Source organism: Chryseobacterium sp. P1-3 (assembly GCF_000738495.1).
Classification (GTDB): Bacteria; Bacteroidota; Bacteroidia; order Flavobacteriales; family Weeksellaceae; genus Chryseobacterium; species Chryseobacterium gallinarum.
Map to the genome: position 1 here is coordinate 32,885 of NZ_JPEQ01000007.1, position 17,121 is coordinate 50,005.

A 17,121-nucleotide genomic window follows, 5' to 3' on the forward strand; every position below is an offset into this window, starting at 1 on the left:
AATTATGAAATGATTACATACATCTTAATGCATTCATCCATGAAGTAAAATTACAGTACATTACGTTGCTTACCTTACGGAATTTCGTATTGATAGATGTTTATTGCTTAATATTTTTACAAATAAAAAAATGAAAGAATTTATTAAGGAATGCTTGCTCTTAAAAAGCCAGGATAATGAACAGAATTTTTTATATTCAGACCCAATTTATTATGTCCCCAACTTTTGCTTCTGATCCGTTTTTCCATTTTTTATACTCCTCTCTCATACAGTGCGCACAAGGACGGTAGTGATGCTGTAAAGCCTGCTCTTCATTCAGAAAGAAAACGCGGTTTTCCTTTTTCATCCTTTTACCTGAAGTACATCTCAAGGTTCCGTAAATTTTTAATTTTTTGTTTCCACCCAAACGGATTTCCTTGCGTCGGATCATATTTCTGAATAACGAGTCTGAAAGCTGGGTATGGTATATCATATCTTTATTGCTAAGTGAAATAAAAAACCAGGAAGTTCTAGCTTGCTGCATCATGAAAAATGATACCCAAAGCATAACGGGTTCCTTTTCTAACTTTACTTACTCCATGCTTCATATTGACTCTGTAATATCCTTTTGTCCCTTTTTCAGGCTTAAAATGAGTGGTAAAGATAAGAATATCACCTTTGCGTGGCTGTAGGACAATAGCTTTTGATTGGGCTCTTGGAACCTGTTGGGTAAGAACAAATTCTCCTCCTGTGAAATCCTTTTCAGGCTCACTCAGCATCAATACCATCTGAATAGGAAAATATACCTCACCATATAAATCCTGGTGCAAGGTATTAAAGCCTCCTTCTTCATATTTCAGGATTAGCGGAGTCGCTTTTAGCTGGCCATTATGATGACATTGCTTTAAGAACTCATCATGTTCCTGTGGAAAATGAGTGTCAATATGTAACGCATTAAACCATGAATTGGCAATAGGAGCGAGATAAGGATAAAACCGGTTTCTTAAGGTATTTATTAATGCAGGAAGAGGGTAATTAAAATATTTGTATTCACCCAGGCCAAAACGATGCCGGGCCATTACAACTGTTTTACGGTATAAAGCAGAATGATCATAACCGGATTTTAAAAGTTCACATTCGTCATCCGGTACCATACCTGAAATGAGGGCGTACCCGTTTTGATGCATTTCTTCGGTGATTGCTGTCCAATCAACATTTTCGATTTTTGGGATTATGTCTGTCATTTTTTTTTTAATGTATGACAAAGATCCGATGTCCTGACCAGGTATAAAATCCAAAACGTGTGGTATTTAGGAATTGTAAGTTAAATAAAGGGCAATAATTAATTCAATTGTATGCCTTTCCATCTAAGTTTTTCTCTGTCAGGTAGTATTACTTCTACAATTTCTGAAATTTATTTCTACAGGGATTTTTTCAGAAGTAAAAGACATAGCCTTATTTTTGTGAGGCTCTTATAGATCAGGGTAGGACAGTTGACCTTATAGAGCAGATGCAAAATAATCTCCGCCTCATTTTCTACTTTTTCAACAAGTTTTATGATTAGTACCACAAAACTGCTTTTTTGGGCGGAGATATTTTTGCTGGCAGCAAACAAAAAGAGAACGGCAATTATATGCCGTTCTCTTTTTGTTCTATAGTATATACGATATTTATATTATGGTGCCAGTTGAGCATAAGGAGCCAGTTTATTGTCATCAGACATAGTCTGTCCCAGGAATTCCCTTTTCTGATCGGCTTTCATTCTTCCTGCAGCATCATTGGCATTAAAATAAGCTTCGCTGAGTTTTGTTGCAATTTCTGCCGGTTTGAAATCAAACTTAGTATCACCTTCCACTCCAAGATATCCGTTCTTTCTCGTAAGGTTGGTAATATAGTTGCTGTAATTAATAAATGTATTTCTCAGATACTGGGTGTGATATTCCATACATTTTTTTGCTTTTTTGGAAGAATTATTGAGAATGCAGTTTTTCATATTATTCCTGTATAAATACCATTCAGATTCCAGGATGCCATATTGTTTACCTACAGCAATCTTGCCATTAATGACAATGTTATTGTCTCCTTCTTTAGTAGCAATAGTCTGAAGGTGTTGAATCACCAACGGAACAGTCGCTTCAATTTTTGATTTTGTTTGCTTTAATATGCTGAGATCAGCAGCCGGAGAATTCTTCTTTTGTGCTGTAGTAACATTAAAAATAAGCAGTAATAGTACAATCAATAAATTATATCTTTTCATGAGAAATTTTTAAAGCACTAAAATAAATATAATTTCCCGGTTAAAACAAATTCATTTTAATTTTTGTTTAATAAAAATTAACAAGTTTTAAGAAATTTCATTTGAAACTTTTATTTTTCTATTGATTATATAGGCATAAGAATAAGTATGTTGAAAATTTAATATATTGTATTTAAATTTATATATCTGATTTTCAGTAATTTATATATTATTAAGTTGTTATCACTAAAAAAAATAGTTGTTTGAATCAGATTTATTTCTACATTTGTATAACTAATTTCTTAGTGATATGAAATTACATTGATTTTATATCACAATAATGATAAAATGAACAGGATATGAAAATTCAGACTTTAACAAAGGCAGAAGAGCAGGTAATGCAGTATTTATGGAAATTGGAAAAAGGGTTCCTTAAAGATATTTTAGATCTTTTTCCGGAACCGAAACCTCATACCAATACTGTTTCTACTATTTTAAAAGTATTGAAGGATAAAGAATTCGTAGACTATCGTGTTTACGGAAGGCAGCATGAGTATTTTCCACTGGTTTCAAAAGAACAGTATTCAGGAAAAACAATGAAAAGCCTTGTAAAAAATTATTTTAAAGGATCTTATAAAAGTGCCGTTTCATTTTTGGTAGAAAAAAATGAAATGACAGTAGAAGATCTGGAAATGCTGTTAGACGAACTTAAAAAGAAAAACTAATACCTATGGAAACCCTGCTTCTGTACTTTGGAAAAGTGATTGTATGTTCAGGTGTAACGTTTTTGTACTATCAGTTGTCTTTAAAAGACAAGACGTTTCATCATTATAACAGATTTTATCTGTTGTCTGCTATGCTGATATCGCTGCTGCTGCCGCTTATCGAAGTAGATTATTTTACGATAGAAGTGAATAATGATATGTATATGCTTCTTGATAAAATTCAAAATTTTTAATACAGAAAAAAAAATTAGACAATGGTAACTTTTATTTTAACATTATTTTTTCAGCTCTGGGACTGGTTTCTTTCTATTTTTTAGGAAAACTGCTGTACGGGATTTTTAAAATCGAGCAGTTTAAGAAACAATTCAAAAGAGAAAGTTTTGACGGTATTAATTTTTACCGTACAGACTTAACCGAAGCTCCGTTTTCCTACTTTAAAAATCTTTTCTGGAAGAATACCATCACCTTGAATTCTGATATCGGAAAACAAATTTTAAAGCATGAAATGGTACACATTGAACAGAAACATTCATTTGATAAAATTTTTATCGAAGTGATTACTTCTGTTTTCTGGTTCAATCCGTTCTTTCATATCATCAAAAAAGAAATTAATCTCATCCATGAATACCTGGCTGATAAAAAGGCCATAAAAAATTCGGACACCAAAGCATTTGCGCAGATGCTTTTAGCAAGCCACTTTTCCGGAACACAGTTGCCTGCCACCAGTCCGTTTCTAAGTTCAAACCTTAAAAAAAGACTTAAGATGTTACAAAAACCCAAAACCAGATTCGGATATGCGCGAAGAATTTTTGCCTTGCCGGTTTTATTTACAGTTGCGTTCGTCTATATGGTAAATGCAAAGAATAAAGAAATTGAAGAAAAAAATATTTCAATCCAAAAAGCAGTTTCCCGGATTATAAAAGATACGGTAAGGTCTGAAAGAAATGTACAGACAAATATCAATGAGCCTTCATCTAAACCATCTGATAACGAAAAAAGGTTAGCAGAAATAGAAAAAAAGATGAAGGAGAAGGAAAAGGAACTGAATCTACTGAAACCTGAGACTGCCAGCCTTTAATAAAAAAATCGAAGAAATAAACGAGCTTGCTTTGGAAATAGGGGATCTTGCAGCAGAAAAAGCAGATAAAAGGCTGACTGACTATTTTAAATCTCCTGAATGGACAAACAAAATGCAGTCTCTTGAAAAAATGGAGATTGATATGCCGGAACTTTCCGATATTGATATCGATGTTTCTTTCCCTGATCCGCCTCAGCCACCTGTAGCTCCGGGAGCTCCGGGTGCCCCTAAAGCCCCCAAAATCAGTATTTTTAAATCAGGTAAAACGGTATATTATGAAGGCTTAAGCAAGGAAGAAAAAGAGGATATCCGTAAAGCTATGAAAGAGGCCGATAAAGCAAGGCGCCAGGCTGACAGGGCAAGAAAGGAGAGCGATAAGATGAGGAAAGAAGCGGATAAAGCAAGACAGGAAAGTCAGAAAATGAGGCTTCAGGCTGATAAAATGAGAATAGAAGCTGATAAAGCCAGAGCGGAAGCTCAACAAATAGCGGCGGAAACAGCAAAGGAATTCAAAAAATTCAATTTTATCACAACCCATAATCCTCCCAAGGTAATCGTAATGCAGGCCGATTATATTAAAAAAGACGGAAATGGAAACATTGCCATGAATGGTGTGAAAAAATTTAATGTAAATGGCATGGACGATGCAAGATACTATGTGGACGGAACCGAGGTATCTAAAAAAGAAGCCATGTCTGTGGATCCTAAAAGTATTGCAAGTATTAATATCAATAAAGAAAGTCTGGTAAAAGGCACAAAAAGCGAAGTCAGAATTCAGACAAAGAAATAAAGTTCCATTAAGCTTTGACAATGATAAATTGGCAAAGCTTTTTATTGACAATATATTATGAAAAATAAAATTCTATTTTGTATGTTTTTGGGGATCCTGGTCCAGGCACAGGTCAACAGGTTCTTTTATGAGTATAAATTTATCCCGGATTCCGGCAATAAAGAAGATGTGAAAAAAGAAATGATGCTTCTGGATATAGATAAAAACGGATCAAATTATTATAGTCATGATAAATTTGTAGCCGATTCTATCGGAAGGGCTGAAATAGAAAAACAGATCAAATCCGGAGGAGGAAGTATAAGTGTAAACAAAAGAGAAAATCCCGGACAGGTATCTTATAAAGTAACCAAACAATACCCTGAGTTTAAGACCTATCTTTTCAGAAGCATCTCTATGGACCGCTATAAAATCCGGGAAGACAAAAAACCGGAATGGAAAATATTACCGGACAAAGAAAAGATTGGAAATTATAATGCTCAAAAAGCTGTCACCAATTTTGGAGGAAGAGAATGGACCGCCTGGTTTACCCAGGATATTCCTTTTCAGGATGGGCCATATAAATTTTACGGACTTCCGGGGCTTATTGTAAAGATTGAAGATGCCACCGGTTCCCACAGCATGACACTTGTAGGAAATAAAACCATAAATACGCCCAATGCAGAAAAGGATATACAGCTTCCTGAAAATGTAAAAATACTGGGTGTAGGAGGAAAGGAAATTGAAGTTACAAAAGAACAGTTTAAAAAAGCCTGGAAAGCTTATGTAAACGACCCAACAAAGAATATGCGGGAGCTGATGATGAATAGCGGGGGAAATTCCAATATGAAAGTAGCTTTTAAAGTGAAAACTTCAGACGGAAAAGAAATTTCAGATCCCAATCAGGTTTTCAGGGAAATGGAAAAAAGGACCAAGGAAAGTCTCCTGAAAGATAATAACCCGATTGAACCGGATCTGGTGAATTAAAATTATTCATTTTTATATAAAAACAGAATGCTTTGGAAGTGTTCTGTTTTTGTTTTAATAGCAACGAATAAGGTGACAAAAATATAATTACTTTATTATAACATTTCTTATCTTTCAATACGTAACCACAATTGATATTATCCCTATGACAGAAAAAGAAAAAATGTGCAGCCGGGCTGTTATACAACGCCAATTATGATAAAGAACTGATTCGGGAGCGGATAGCCTGCAAAGATCTGTGCCAGGAATATAACGGGCTGAAAAATTCAGACTCTGAAAACAGGTACAGGCTTCTCAAAAGAATTATCGGAAATATAAAAGAAAATATCTGTATAGAGCCTGCTTTCTGGTGCGATTACGGTTATAATATCAAAACGGGGGAGAATTTCTATGCCAATCATAACCTCGTTATTTTAGATTGTGCCAGGGTAGAATTCGGTGACAATGTATTTATTGGCCCAAACTGTAGCTTTTATACAGCCGGGCATCCATTGGATGTCAAACAAAGAAATGAGGGTCTGGAATATGCCCGCCCGATTAAAGTTGGCGATAACGTATGGCTCGGCGGTAATGTGGTGGTGCTTCCGGGAGTCTCTATAGGAAATAACTCAGTGATCGGCGCAGGAAGCGTAGTCACTAAAGATATTCCGGATAATGTGGTAGCAGTAGGAAATCCTTGTACAGTTGTAAAAAGTATCATTCAGGAAAATTAAAACTCCCAATTAAAATAATAATGAAAAAACTAATTATCACATTTACTCTGCTATCAGGATTAATAGTGAACGGACAGAATCAACGGTTTATGTATGAATATAAATATATTATAGATTCTACAGCAAAGGATAAACCGGAAACCGAAATTATGCTTTTGGATGTTATCCCGGCGGGATCAAAATTCTACAGTAAAGACTCCTTCGAATCGGATTCTCTGATGACAGCTTCTATGGAAAAACAATTGAAGGCCGGAAGCTCTGAAATAAATTTTTCGGGAATCAAATTGAAAGGAAAAATCGCCTATAGTGTCGAAAAGAGTTATCCTGATTATTCAGTTAATTTTTTTTACGAACCTGTCTGCTGATGAATATATGGTGCAGGATAAAAGAAGACAGGAATGGAAAATTCTTCCGGAGAAAGAAAAGATAGGAGAGTTTACCGCTCAGAAAGCCATCTGTAATTTTGCCGGCAGGAAATGGACGGCCTGGTTTACCACGGATCTTCCTATTCAGGATGGTCCTTACAAATTCTATGGTCTTCCCGGATTGATAGTAAAACTTGAAGACGCCACCCATAGTCATTTATATGAATTAAAGGGGAATAAAAAGCTTCCGGTAGATTACAAATGGCAGAGTACAAAGGAAAAAGAAAGATTTAATGCTCTTGTTACGATAAGTGAGGAAAAGTACAGGAAAGCGTTTAAAGAATATCGTGCCGATCCGATGAAAAGTGAAAAAGAGATGCTGGCCAGAGGTTTTATCCTTCAGGAAATAGATGCATCAGGAAAGCTGGTAGACTCTGAAAAAGGAAGAAAAGACAAAGAAATAAAAATGTTGAATGACCTGAAAAAACAAAATAATATCCTTGAACTGGATTTATTGAAATAACAGCTGCTATCATAAATAAATCCCGGAACAATGTCCGGGATTTTATATTCTTAATGATGGCTTATTATTAAGCCAGTTTTTGAGAATCTGAAACAAACTGAGCAAGTCCGCTGTCCGTTAGCGGATGCTTTAATAAGCTCAGGATCGGAGGCAGTGGAGAAGTGATTACATCCGCACCGATTTTAGCACAGTCAATAATATGCATTGAATGACGGATAGAAGCTGCCAGAATTTCGGTTTCAAACATATAGTTGTCGAAAATCAATCTTATCTCCTGGATAAGGTTTAATCCATCAGTAGAAATATCATCTAACCTTCCCAAGAAAGGAGAAACATAGGTAGCTCCGGCTTTTGCTGCTAAAAGAGCCTGCCCCGGAGAGAAAATCAGAGTACAATTAGTTTTGATTCCTTTATCAGAAAAATATTTTAAAGCTTTGATCCCGTCTTTAATCATTGGAATCTTCACAACGATATTTTCGTGAATGGCAGCCAATTCATCTCCTTCTTTGATCATTTCTTCATAAGTAGTAGAAAGTACTTCTGCAGAAATATCCCCGTCTACAAGTTCGCAGATCGTTTTATAATGGTTTTTGATTGCTTCAGCTCCCTGAATTCCTTCCTTAGCCATTAATGAAGGGTTGGTAGTAACACCATCTAAAATTCCAAGGTCTCTTGCTTCTTTGATTTGCTCTAAATTAGCTGTGTCAATAAAAAATTTCATTTCGTTAAATAGATTTATTGGTGCAAAGATAGCGAATTAATTCAGTTTTGAGACATGAATTTTAAGTTACAGGGTTCTACTTTGAGGCATGCAAAGGCCAGAACTGATGGGTTTAATGTGAGCTGAAGAGTGGCGGAGTCAGGGAAAAAATATTTTTTTATTTAATTCTAAACTAAACAGTTAATTTTGCTTCTAGCTTCTAGCTTCTAGCTTCTAGCCACATTGTACATTTGGAAAATCCATTTAAATTTGTTTCTCATGGAAAGTCATAGTTTTACAGCTCGCCTTGATATTATTGGAATCAATCCTTTTGTTTTTGTTCCCGAGGAAGTTCTGGCCTTTATTTTCACCCAATCCGGAAGGAATAAAAGCCCGATTCCGGTGAAAGGGACAGTGAACGGGAAGGAATTTACCCAAAATCTGATGAAATATCTTGGAGAATGGAGACTGTATATTAATTTAACAATGCTGAAAAACTCTCCTCAGAGAGTAGGTGAGGTCATTGAAGTAACTTTAGCATATGATAATTCTGACCGGATTATTTCCATACATCCTCAATTAGAAGAAGCCATTAAAAAAAAGTGCTGTTGCCAGTGCAAACTTTGATAAACTGATTCCATCCAGAAGGCATGAGCTGATCCGGTATATCAATAACCTGAAAACAGAAGCCGGTATCCAGCGAAATATTGAAAAAATCATCCGTCATTTGCATGGTGAAACGGATTTTTTCGGAAAGAAAATTGAATAGAATCCGTAGGCAAAAAAAATAAAATCCGGAAATTTTCCGGATTTTATGCTATGAATTTAAAGCTTTGCTAAGTTTTATAGCATCCTGATTGGTAGGATCGTATTGAAGAGATTTAGCAATATGCTCTTTTGCTTTATTCCGATCAGTCTGCTGTTCTGTAAAGGCCAGATAAAAATATGCGTAGGCCAGATTTTTCTTATTCTGTTCCACTTCTTCAGGTTTTACAGTTGCAATATATTTTTCGTAAGCAAGTTTTGCGTTGGCATCATCTTTAGCAGCCTGATAGGCATAGGCCTGGCTGTAATATGATGGAGCCCAGTCCGGTAATAAAACAGATATCTTTTTCCAGGTGTCAATGGCGTTAGTCCAATCTGAGGCTTCCTGATAGGCTGTTGCCAGCTTTGCCAGTGCATCAGTATCTTTTGGATTAGCCTCAACCTGTTTTTTAAGTCCTTCAATTGTTGGGTTGCTTGATTGTGCAGCAGCAGTATTCGTGGTGTTCGCTGTATTATTAGTGCTGTCTGTCTTCGTAGTTTGTGCATTTACCAGACTTACAGCTCCTGTAAGAATTAAACCTAAAAATAAACTTTTACTATTAACTTTCGACATTTTCATAATCTTATATTTTATAATTCTGTTTTCTCAAATTCAATAATAATTCCAGAAAAATCTAAATTTTAGAAGCTTTAGGTTTTTTTAGAAAATATTAACGGGATTACTGTTTTTTTTAGTTTAATTTTTGATTCTTCCTGATTGAGGTTATCTTTGTAACCCAACTTTAATTTCATTATATGAACATCATACTTGCTTCAACCTCCACACTTTTCGGAGGAGAATATCTGGAATACCTGAGAGAAGAACTTATTACATTATATGCAGGAACTGACGAAATTATTTTTATCCCTTTCGCAAGACCGGGTGGAATTTCTCATGATGATTATACGGCAAAGGCGCGTTCTTTCTTTAAAACGATGAATATCAAAGTAAAGGGTCTTCACGAATTTAAAGACAAAAAAGAAGCTCTAGACAAAGCAGAAGGATATTTTACAGGAGGCGGAAATACCTTTTTATTGGTAAAAACCCTCCATGAAGAAGGGTTGATGTCTGTTTTAAAAGAAAATGTGTTCCTCGGAAAACCGTATCTGGGGTGCAGTGCAGGAAGTAATATCGGAGGCCTGAATATGAAAACGACAAATGATATGCCTATCGTTTATCCACCGAGCTTCGATTGCATGGGATTGGTTCCGTTCAATATCAATCCTCACTATCTTGACCCGAATCCTGACTTAAAACATAATGGAGAAACAAGAGAAACCCGTATAAAAGAATTTCTGACCCAGAATGATGTCAAAGTAATAGGCTTAAGAGAAGGTAACTGGATCAGAAGAACAGGGGATTCTATTACGGTGGAAGGAAGTGAGCTGACAAGAATTTTTGAAAAGGACCGTGAACCTTATGAAATAGAGCCCGGCAGTTTCCTGTCTGAATAACTCTTATTTTGTTTATATTTGATTAAAATTAAAACTATAAGTGCTCTGTGAACGACATTTGAAGAATAAACACTTTACAGGGCAACTGTAGTACAACCTGTCTTAAATCACAATCAATGAAAAAAACACTTACTGTTCTCATCTTCTCCGTACAGTTTTTTTTCTGCCCAGAATATCGCTCAGAGACTGGATAAGGTAACCAAGGACCTCATGGATTCTTCCGGCGCCATTGCTTCTAACCTGTCATTTTATGTATCAGACGAAAATGGAAATTTCATATACGAATATCAGGGAAGCAAGGGATTATCTACTGCTTCCACACAGAAAATATTTACTGCCGGTGCAGCGTTGGAAACATTGGGGAAAAGCTATACCTACAAAACGACTTCAAGCTATTCCGGAAGTTTGTCCGGTGGCATTTTAAACGGAAATCTTTTTATCAGTTCAAATGGAGATCCCACATTGGGAAGCTGGAGGTATGAAGCTTATAAACCGGAAAGTTTTAAAAAGAAACTGATGGAAGCCATTAAGACCGCCGGAATTACCAAAATATCGGGGGATGTGGTCATTGACGATTCTTATTTTGATCATCAGACCATTCCGGGGGGATGGCCATGGGATGACCTGGGGAATTATTACGGAGCAGGTGTATGGGGAGTCAACTGGCGGGAAAATCAATTTGATATTAACATTAATGGGACGGAATTTAAAAGCTTTTCTTATCCTCTGGAAGGGGTAAAATGGCTTAATGATCTTAGCACAGGAGGAAGCTCTGACCAAAGCCTGATTTTTACAGCTCCTCATTCCAATACAGCGTTGATCAACGGAATGCTTCCCACAGGAAAGACGGTAACTGTTTCAGGTTCTGCCCCGAATCCTCCTTTACAATTGGCTGCAGAAGTAAAGCAATGGCTGAAAGAGTCCGGAATTGAAATTTCAGGAAAGGTGGTTACCAATTCCCAGCTTGAGCTGGATGGAAAACCGGTTTTGGAAGCTCCTAAAGATAATGTGATTCTTACTTATCAATCACCTACCTTAGACAAAATAGTGTACTGGTTTTTAAGAAAAAGTGTGAACCTGTATGGTGAAACCTTTATTAAGACCCTGGGGAAAGAAAAGAAAGGGAATTCAAGCTTTAAAAGCGGGGTTGCTTTCCTGAAGGAATTTTGGAAATCAAAAGGAATCAATCCGAATATGATCAATTTTGCCGATGGAAGTGGACTTTCACCTCAAAACTATGTTGCAGCCAAAGCGGAAGTGCAGGCCTTGTTATATGCAAAAAAACAACCATGGTTCGAGGCGTATTACGATGGTTTCCCGGTTCAGGAAAACGGAATGAAGATGAAGAGCGGTACTATGAGAGATACCAAATCTTTTGCAGGGTACCAGACAGCAAAAGACGGAAAGAAATATGTGTTTTCAATTATTATCAACAACTATCAGGGAAACGGAAGTGCAGAGCTGCAGAAAATTCTGAATGTTTTAAAATAAATAGCTTTGAGAAAATCCATACTGGCCAGACTGAATAACTGGATAATTTTTGTTATAATGACTACCCTGGTGATCGCCATTGTGGTAGCTTCTACATCACTTATTAATTTTCTTAGAAAAGAAGAGATTAAAAGAATCAATCTTCTTTCTAAAGCTATAAGAATTCAGCAGGAAGTTAAATCTCCGGATACGGATGTTTTAGATCTATTACCTGAAATTCTTAATATAAATAATACCATTCCGTTCATTGTAACAGATAAATACAGAAACCCTATAATTGATATAGGATATTATAGGAATATTCCTGAGAGTATCATTAAAAACCCTGTGAAGCTGGAACAGCTTATGAGGAATATGGAAAAAAATTATGATCCTATTGAGATTAAGGTACCTGATGGAAATAATCAGTTCGTCTATTACGATAATTCTCGTTTGCTTAATAATTTACGTTATTCTCCTTATATCTTAGGCTTATTTATTCTATTGTATTTCGGATTCTCTTTTTGGTTTTTTAAAACCATAAAAAAAACGGATGAAGGATATCTCTGGGCGGGGCTTGCTAAAGAAACTGCCCACCAGATCGGAACTCCTTTATCATCCATGATCGGATGGATGGAAATTATGAAATTGGAACACCCGGATTCCGAAGGGGTATACGAAATTGAAAAAGATATTGAAAGATTGAGAACTATTTCTGAAAGGTTTTCAAAAATAGGTTCTATTCCTGAATTGAATGATATGAACTTAAATCAGACCATTCAGGAAAATTACGATTATTTAAAAACAAGAATTTCAAAGAAAATCAATTTTACCCTGCATCTTCCTACTTATATGCTTTTAGTGCCTCATAATAGGATTCTGATGAGCTGGGTGATTGAAAACCTGGTTAAAAATGCGGTAGATGCTATGAAAGGGGAAGGAACCATAGTAATGTCGGTTTTTGAAAGAAACAAAAATATTCTGATAGAAGTAAAAGATAATGGAAGTGGTATGACAAAGCAACAGGCAAGAAATGCTTTTAAACCCGGATATTCTACAAAAAAAAGAGGTTGGGGTTTAGGCTTGTCTCTGGCTAAAAGAGTAATTCAGGAATATCATAATGGAGATATTAAAATCGCCCAAACAGAAGTGGCGAAAGGAACTATCTTTAGAATTATCATTAAAAAACAATAATACCCATATTAACATAAATTAATACGGGCAATTTTGTTTAGTGATAAATTTTATCCCTCTACTTCTACGCCAAGAATAGAATAAGTTTTTACAGTCCCATCGCTATACCATCTTTGGAACCATTTTCCATAAGTACAAGGATTACCTGCATAGCCTGTAAACATTGTGGTCTTTACGACTTTAGGCTGGTCAATGGGATGATGTTGTTTTTATCTCTGAGGAAAAGAAATTCAAAGAAATTTTTTAATGTAAAAAAATGGTAGGTGCCAAAAAAAGCGGAGAAACATTCCCCGCTTTCTTCTTATTTTTTACCAGTAAGCCACTGATCTTGCAGTTTCTGTTCTGCCGGGCTTGGATTCGTTTTATAGCTGAGGATTTCCATCGTCATCTTGTCCAGGATAGCTTTTCCCTTTAAGGTCATTTTTTCTTTCTTTCCTGCATTATCCCTTAAAATAGTAACACTCACTTCCTGACCATCCTTGATGGTTCTCGTATAGTTGATGAAATCCTGAATCTTTTGAATATCCACTGTTTTTCCGTCCAGGGCAAGTACCTGATCGGTGATTTTGAATCCGATGCTTTTGGCAAATGGCGACAACGCTGAGTTTTCGTCAAAAGCAAATGCTTTGGTCTTTTCATCAAAACCGGTCTGATTCGGATCTTTAATAAACCAGAAAATAGGCTGGCTTTCCTGTTTCTTGATCTCTACTCCTACCATGTTCAGGTATTCTGCATAAGGAGTAGGCTGGTTGCCCGCAATATATTTGTTGTAAAAGTCTTTTACCTGGGAATAACCTGTTACTGCTACCAGCTCATCAATCAGTTTATCATCCTTGAAAGGCTTATTTTCGCCAAATCTCTGAGACAATTTTCTGATCATATCGCGATATCCCATTTCTCCGTTGGAAAGTTTTCTCAGCTCAATATCCAGACACATGGCCAGAAGAGCTCCTTTTTCATATACATTTCTGTATTGGTCTTTGTAAGGTTCCTTCAGAATGTTTTTACTCATTACCGTAAATGGCATGGTGTCATCATAGTTTTTTGAATTGGCGATTTTTTCGTTCATTCTTTGTAAAAATTCATTTTTATTGATCAGCCCTTCCTGAATCTGGAACAGGTTAGCAAAATATTCGGTTCCTCCTTCATACATCCACAGATGCTGAGACATTTTAGGATCTGCATAATCGAAGTAATGAATTTCTTCAGAATGTGTTTTCAAAGGATTTACCGTATGGAAAAACTCGTGTGAAACCACATCGGTGATTGTTTTGTCGATTGCATCTTTAGGCATCGCTTCCGGAAGAACAACACTTGTGGATTCATGATGTTCCAATGCCCCGAAACCTTTGATCTGAGGACCGTCTCCACCGGAAAGATAAAGCATGATTGCATACTTCTTATTGGTGTTCATATCCCCTAAAAATTTCTTCTGGGCAATGACCATTTTTTCAAGATTATCTTTAAAATCGGAAGCCTTGTATTTTCCTGTAGGAGAATAAACACCCAATACAAGTTCCATACCGCCTGCATTGAAGGTGATATAATCTGGTTTGGTGTACATCAGCGGAGAATCGGTTACTTTTGCATAATTAGCCAATGTAAACGTATCGGTAGATTCAGACTTATCCTGGTCTACGAGAGCCGTGGTTCCATAGAAATCGGTTGGTTTCTGAATGATAAGCTGATAGGGTACATCCTGCATATTATCAATATATCCGATAAAACCATGGGTGTTAAGTAAATACACCTTACCCTGCTCGATATCAGTTCCGGATGGTGAAAAAACGGCTTTATGTTTTGAAGTATCCATTTCATCATCAAAGCTGTCGTTCACCAGGTAGGTGATTTTATTTAAATTTTGAGCATTTTTCAACGAATAAGTATTGTCATTCACTTTCGTATATGTCAATTCCTTTCCTTTGTTATCATAGAATTTGATCCCCTCTATAAACCTTCCGTAATCATCTTCAGAATAGGTACCCGGAACCGTTTTAGGGAAATGAAATTTTATATCCCCTGATTTCATTTTCGGGAACTCCATGGTAACGGCTACTTTATCATCTTTTACGTTGACAAGGTCAATCGTTGTTTTTATAGATTGGGCATTCGCTAAAAAAGCGGCAAAAAGGCCTAAGCTAAGTGCTGTTTTTCTCATTGAATTTATATTTATAATGAAGTAGTTGTTTTTTTGCTCATTTTGTTACGAAAATGAATATTAAACTTTTCTTAAAATTTATAAACGAAAGGCAAATCTGCGGTTTGCAAATTTGCCTTTTTATACTTTACTGAACGTTTTTATAATGAATATAATAGTTTGGATTAAGCTCAACAGGAGTATTTTTCTTCAACTTGACTGTTTGCCAGCTTTCCGTCGGAGTAATGGCTTGATCTCCGTTAATGATTACAGGCAATTTCAGGTTTTCAACTACATCTGTATACCGGAATTTTAAACTGTCTCCGTTTTGAGAATACTCCAGGGTTGGAATTTTTATCGTTCTCAGGTATTGATTAAAAACACTTGAAAAATCAATTCCTGATTTTGCTGAAATGTAATCTTCAATCTGTTTTGTAGTAACGGTCTGATGATAAAACTCTTTGCTTAGGCCTCTTAAGATCTGCCTGAATTTTTCATCGTTATTGATGACCTGCCTTATCGTATGGAGCATATTGGCTCCTTTCGGATACATATCACCACTTCCTTCGTTTCTTACCCCATATTGTCCAATAATAGGAACATCATTCTGGATAACATTTCTGAGGCCGATCATATAAACGTCAGCCGATTTTTTGTCTAAAAATTTCTCTGTAAAAAAGAACCTCGGAATACATCGTAAAACTTTCATGGATCCACATATCCGCCTGATCTTTGGCAGTAATGTTATTGGCAAACCATTCATGGCCGCTTTCATGGATGATAATATAATCCCACTTTAGCCCGATACCTGTTCCAGAAAGATCTTTTCCACGATAGCCGTTCTGGTATCCGTTTCCATATGCAACATTACTTTGATGCTCCATTCCCAGGTACGGAGAATCTACCAATTTATAAGAGTCTTCATAAAATGGGTAAGGACCGAACCAGTATTCGAAAGCCGAAATCATAGGTTTTACCTGCTGGAATTGTTTTTGTGCCTTATCCAGATTATAATCCAGCACCCAGTAATCTAAATCCAGTTTTCCCTTTTCCCCGTTGAATGTATCTTTAAAATTGACGTACTTTCCAATGTTAGGAATAATAGAATAAGCATTGATCGGGTTTTTAACCTGCCACGTGTAGGTTGTTTTATTACCGTCGGTTTTTTTGTCAATAAGCCTTCCGTTTCCGACTCCCACAAGGTCATTCGGGGTAATGATTTTCATGATAATCCCATTATCAGGCTCATCGCTCCAGATATCTTTGGTAGGAAGCCAGATAGAAGCTCCGATGCCTTCGTCAGCAACGCTCATCCATGGATTTCCTTTCTCATCTTTGGTGAAAACCCAGCCTCCGTCCCACGGCGCATTTTTAGCAATAAGAGGATTCCCTGAGTAGGTAACATCAATGGTGTATTTTTCCCCTTTTTTAAATTTTTTATTGGCAGTAATAAAAATAAAGTCACCTTCTTGTTTCCAGTCTTTAATAGAAAAATTTCCTTCTACCTTATCAGCTTTCATGGGCTGCTGAAGATCAATCTGGAATACCGGATTGGTAATGTCTTTGATGATTTCAAAACTTATTTTGTTGTTTCCCCTGATACTTTTTTGGGCAAAATCAGGCTCTACGGAGAGATCGTATTTTTTAACATCCCAAAAAATTTCTGAACTGAGTATTACTGCCTTTTAAAGTGTCCTGCCTGGTGAAAACCTTATCTTTTTCAAAAAATTGTCCAAAAGCAAGTCCTGATGCAAGAATAAGGGTATATGATAATTTTTTCATTTTGAAATCTAATTAATAATCTTTTCAAAAATAGAAAATTTAATTAACAGCAAAATTGTGAAAATGTAAAAATGTGAATAAATAAAGTAAAAAGACGAGCTATAATGATAGTCTTAAATTTTAAAAAAATGCACATAAGAAATCATGGGATACAACAAAATAGCCGGGGTTCAAAACTGAACCCCGGCTATTTTTTAAAGTATATTT

The 17,121-nt window shown here is 36.0% G+C and carries 22 protein-coding genes and 1 pseudogene; 14 read left to right on the forward strand and 9 right to left on the reverse strand.

The genetic code is table 11. The features are described from left to right. Window positions 1–196: 196 nt before the first annotated feature. The 3 genes from HX13_RS08635 to HX13_RS08650 form a co-directional block, all read right to left on the reverse strand. Entirely contained in the window at window positions 197–472 is a 276-nt protein-coding gene (locus HX13_RS08635; RefSeq protein WP_050021382.1) for an Ada metal-binding domain-containing protein, read from the reverse strand. A gap of 37 nt (window positions 473–509) precedes the next feature. Then, a complete protein-coding gene (locus tag HX13_RS08640) occupies window positions 510–1,223 on the reverse strand; it encodes a 2OG-Fe(II) oxygenase (RefSeq protein WP_050020754.1) in 714 nt (237 codons plus the stop codon). 431 nt (window positions 1,224–1,654) lie between these two features. Further along, complete coding sequence (locus HX13_RS08650; RefSeq protein ID WP_050020756.1) at window positions 1,655–2,236, reverse strand: hypothetical protein; 582 nt, start codon at window positions 2,234–2,236, stop codon at window positions 1,655–1,657. A 338-nt stretch (window positions 2,237–2,574) separates the two neighbouring features. On the opposite strand from HX13_RS08650, the gene HX13_RS08655 reads away from it, so the two are divergent. The 9 genes and pseudogenes from HX13_RS08655 to HX13_RS08690 all read left to right on the forward strand — a co-directional run bounded on the left by HX13_RS08655 (window position 2,575) and on the right by HX13_RS08690 (window position 7,372). After that, on the forward strand, window positions 2,575–2,940 hold the full coding sequence (locus tag HX13_RS08655; RefSeq protein WP_050020757.1) for a BlaI/MecI/CopY family transcriptional regulator: 366 nt from the start codon (window positions 2,575–2,577) through the stop codon (window positions 2,938–2,940). A 5-nt stretch (window positions 2,941–2,945) separates the two neighbouring features. After that, the gene (locus tag HX13_RS23875; RefSeq protein ID WP_050020758.1) at window positions 2,946–3,173 is read left to right on the forward strand and encodes a hypothetical protein; all 228 of its coding nucleotides are present in this window, start codon (window positions 2,946–2,948) and stop codon (window positions 3,171–3,173) included. Between the two features lie 233 nt (window positions 3,174–3,406). Further along, a complete protein-coding gene (locus HX13_RS23880) occupies window positions 3,407–4,018 on the forward strand; it encodes a M56 family metallopeptidase (protein ID WP_050020759.1) in 612 nt (203 codons plus the stop codon). A 31-nt stretch (window positions 4,019–4,049) separates the two neighbouring features. Then, complete coding sequence (locus HX13_RS23885) at window positions 4,050–4,808, forward strand: hypothetical protein (RefSeq protein ID WP_050020760.1); 759 nt, start codon at window positions 4,050–4,052, stop codon at window positions 4,806–4,808. A gap of 57 nt (window positions 4,809–4,865) precedes the next feature. Next, the gene (locus HX13_RS08675) at window positions 4,866–5,771 is read left to right on the forward strand and encodes a GLPGLI family protein (RefSeq protein ID WP_050020761.1); all 906 of its coding nucleotides are present in this window, start codon (window positions 4,866–4,868) and stop codon (window positions 5,769–5,771) included. A 173-nt stretch (window positions 5,772–5,944) separates the two neighbouring features. Continuing rightward, window positions 5,945–6,076 (forward strand): annotated as a pseudogene (locus HX13_RS25455) (maltose acetyltransferase domain-containing protein); the annotation flags it as partial. A gap of 186 nt (window positions 6,077–6,262) precedes the next feature. Beyond that, window positions 6,263–6,484, forward strand: coding sequence for a DapH/DapD/GlmU-related protein (locus HX13_RS23895; protein WP_238555186.1), 222 nt, complete (start codon window positions 6,263–6,265; stop codon window positions 6,482–6,484). A 20-nt stretch (window positions 6,485–6,504) separates the two neighbouring features. Continuing rightward, complete coding sequence (locus tag HX13_RS08685; RefSeq protein WP_128572287.1) at window positions 6,505–6,849, forward strand: hypothetical protein; 345 nt, start codon at window positions 6,505–6,507, stop codon at window positions 6,847–6,849. Beyond that, window positions 6,791–7,372: a GLPGLI family protein gene (locus HX13_RS08690; protein ID WP_128572289.1), complete on the forward strand. Its 582-nt coding sequence runs from the start codon at window positions 6,791–6,793 to the stop codon at window positions 7,370–7,372. The genes HX13_RS08685 and HX13_RS08690 overlap by 59 nt, the downstream gene beginning before the upstream one ends. A 67-nt stretch (window positions 7,373–7,439) precedes the next feature. Here the strand turns inward: HX13_RS08690 and fsa are convergent, their stop codons facing one another. Further along, the gene (gene fsa, locus HX13_RS08695) at window positions 7,440–8,093 is read right to left on the reverse strand and encodes a fructose-6-phosphate aldolase (protein WP_050020765.1); all 654 of its coding nucleotides are present in this window, start codon (window positions 8,091–8,093) and stop codon (window positions 7,440–7,442) included. Between the two features lie 258 nt (window positions 8,094–8,351). Here fsa and HX13_RS08700 point away from each other — a divergent pair, with 258 nt between their 5' ends. Further along, on the forward strand, window positions 8,352–8,699 hold the full coding sequence (locus HX13_RS08700; protein WP_238555187.1) for a DUF1905 domain-containing protein: 348 nt from the start codon (window positions 8,352–8,354) through the stop codon (window positions 8,697–8,699). Window positions 8,700–8,706: 7 nt separating this feature from the next. Continuing rightward, window positions 8,707–8,841 (forward strand): YdeI/OmpD-associated family protein, encoded by a 135-nt coding sequence (locus tag HX13_RS23900; RefSeq protein WP_238555288.1) that lies wholly within the window; start codon window positions 8,707–8,709, stop codon window positions 8,839–8,841. Between the two features lie 48 nt (window positions 8,842–8,889). On the opposite strand, the gene HX13_RS08705 is transcribed toward HX13_RS23900, so the two are convergent. Next, on the reverse strand, window positions 8,890–9,456 hold the full coding sequence (locus HX13_RS08705; RefSeq protein ID WP_050020766.1) for a tetratricopeptide repeat protein: 567 nt from the start codon (window positions 9,454–9,456) through the stop codon (window positions 8,890–8,892). Between the two features lie 176 nt (window positions 9,457–9,632). On the opposite strand from HX13_RS08705, the gene pepE reads away from it, so the two are divergent. The 3 genes from pepE (at window position 9,633) to HX13_RS08720 (ending at window position 12,995) form a co-directional block, all read left to right on the forward strand. After that, a complete protein-coding gene (pepE, locus tag HX13_RS08710; RefSeq protein WP_050020767.1) occupies window positions 9,633–10,331 on the forward strand; it encodes a dipeptidase PepE in 699 nt (232 codons plus the stop codon). Between the two features lie 210 nt (window positions 10,332–10,541). After that, complete coding sequence (gene dacB / locus HX13_RS08715; RefSeq protein ID WP_128572291.1) at window positions 10,542–11,822, forward strand: D-alanyl-D-alanine carboxypeptidase/D-alanyl-D-alanine-endopeptidase; 1,281 nt, start codon at window positions 10,542–10,544, stop codon at window positions 11,820–11,822. Window positions 11,823–11,828: 6 nt separating this feature from the next. Next, entirely contained in the window at window positions 11,829–12,995 is a 1,167-nt protein-coding gene (locus tag HX13_RS08720; protein WP_050020769.1) for a sensor histidine kinase, read from the forward strand. A 301-nt stretch (window positions 12,996–13,296) separates the two neighbouring features. Here the strand turns inward: HX13_RS08720 and HX13_RS08725 are convergent, their stop codons facing one another. The 4 genes from HX13_RS08725 to HX13_RS23915 form a co-directional block, all read right to left on the reverse strand. Continuing rightward, window positions 13,297–15,153 carry a peptidase M61 gene (locus tag HX13_RS08725; RefSeq protein WP_050020770.1) on the reverse strand — a complete coding sequence of 619 codons (1,857 nt, stop codon included), beginning with the start codon at window positions 15,151–15,153 and terminating at the stop codon, window positions 13,297–13,299. A 127-nt stretch (window positions 15,154–15,280) separates the two neighbouring features. After that, window positions 15,281–15,766 (reverse strand): hypothetical protein, encoded by a 486-nt coding sequence (locus tag HX13_RS23905; protein ID WP_238555188.1) that lies wholly within the window; start codon window positions 15,764–15,766, stop codon window positions 15,281–15,283. Between the two features lie 7 nt (window positions 15,767–15,773). Next, window positions 15,774–16,808 carry a M1 family aminopeptidase gene (locus tag HX13_RS23910; RefSeq protein ID WP_316931297.1) on the reverse strand — a complete coding sequence of 345 codons (1,035 nt, stop codon included), beginning with the start codon at window positions 16,806–16,808 and terminating at the stop codon, window positions 15,774–15,776. Next, complete coding sequence (locus tag HX13_RS23915) at window positions 16,777–16,914, reverse strand: hypothetical protein (RefSeq protein WP_238555189.1); 138 nt, start codon at window positions 16,912–16,914, stop codon at window positions 16,777–16,779. The genes HX13_RS23910 and HX13_RS23915 overlap by 32 nt, the downstream gene beginning before the upstream one ends. Window positions 16,915–17,121: the final 207 nt, after the last annotated feature.

What these genes read in the sequence shown, in the direction of transcription:
- HX13_RS08635 (WP_050021382.1), bottom strand. Translation starts at nt 472, where the DNA reads ATGATATACCATACCCAGCTTTCAGACTCGTTATTCAGAAATATGATC.
- HX13_RS08640 (WP_050020754.1), bottom strand. Translation starts at nt 1,223, where the DNA reads ATGACAGACATAATCCCAAAAATCGAAAATGTTGATTGGACAGCAATC.
- HX13_RS08650 (WP_050020756.1), bottom strand. Translation starts at nt 2,236, where the DNA reads ATGAAAAGATATAATTTATTGATTGTACTATTACTGCTTATTTTTAAT.
- HX13_RS08655 (WP_050020757.1), top strand. Translation starts at nt 2,575, where the DNA reads ATGAAAATTCAGACTTTAACAAAGGCAGAAGAGCAGGTAATGCAGTAT.
- HX13_RS23875 (WP_050020758.1), top strand. Translation starts at nt 2,946, where the DNA reads ATGGAAACCCTGCTTCTGTACTTTGGAAAAGTGATTGTATGTTCAGGT.
- HX13_RS08675 (WP_050020761.1), top strand. Translation starts at nt 4,866, where the DNA reads ATGAAAAATAAAATTCTATTTTGTATGTTTTTGGGGATCCTGGTCCAG.
- HX13_RS08685 (WP_128572287.1), top strand. Translation starts at nt 6,505, where the DNA reads ATGAAAAAACTAATTATCACATTTACTCTGCTATCAGGATTAATAGTG.
- fsa (WP_050020765.1), bottom strand. Translation starts at nt 8,093, where the DNA reads ATGAAATTTTTTATTGACACAGCTAATTTAGAGCAAATCAAAGAAGCA.
- HX13_RS08700 (WP_238555187.1), top strand. Translation starts at nt 8,352, where the DNA reads ATGGAAAGTCATAGTTTTACAGCTCGCCTTGATATTATTGGAATCAAT.
- HX13_RS08705 (WP_050020766.1), bottom strand. Translation starts at nt 9,456, where the DNA reads ATGAAAATGTCGAAAGTTAATAGTAAAAGTTTATTTTTAGGTTTAATT.
- pepE (WP_050020767.1), top strand. Translation starts at nt 9,633, where the DNA reads ATGAACATCATACTTGCTTCAACCTCCACACTTTTCGGAGGAGAATAT.
- dacB (WP_128572291.1), top strand. Translation starts at nt 10,542, where the DNA reads ATGGATTCTTCCGGCGCCATTGCTTCTAACCTGTCATTTTATGTATCA.
- HX13_RS08725 (WP_050020770.1), bottom strand. Translation starts at nt 15,153, where the DNA reads ATGAGAAAAACAGCACTTAGCTTAGGCCTTTTTGCCGCTTTTTTAGCG.
- HX13_RS23905 (WP_238555188.1), bottom strand. Translation starts at nt 15,766, where the DNA reads ATGATCGGCCTCAGAAATGTTATCCAGAATGATGTTCCTATTATTGGA.
- HX13_RS23915 (WP_238555189.1), bottom strand. Translation starts at nt 16,914, where the DNA reads ATGAAAAAATTATCATATACCCTTATTCTTGCATCAGGACTTGCTTTT.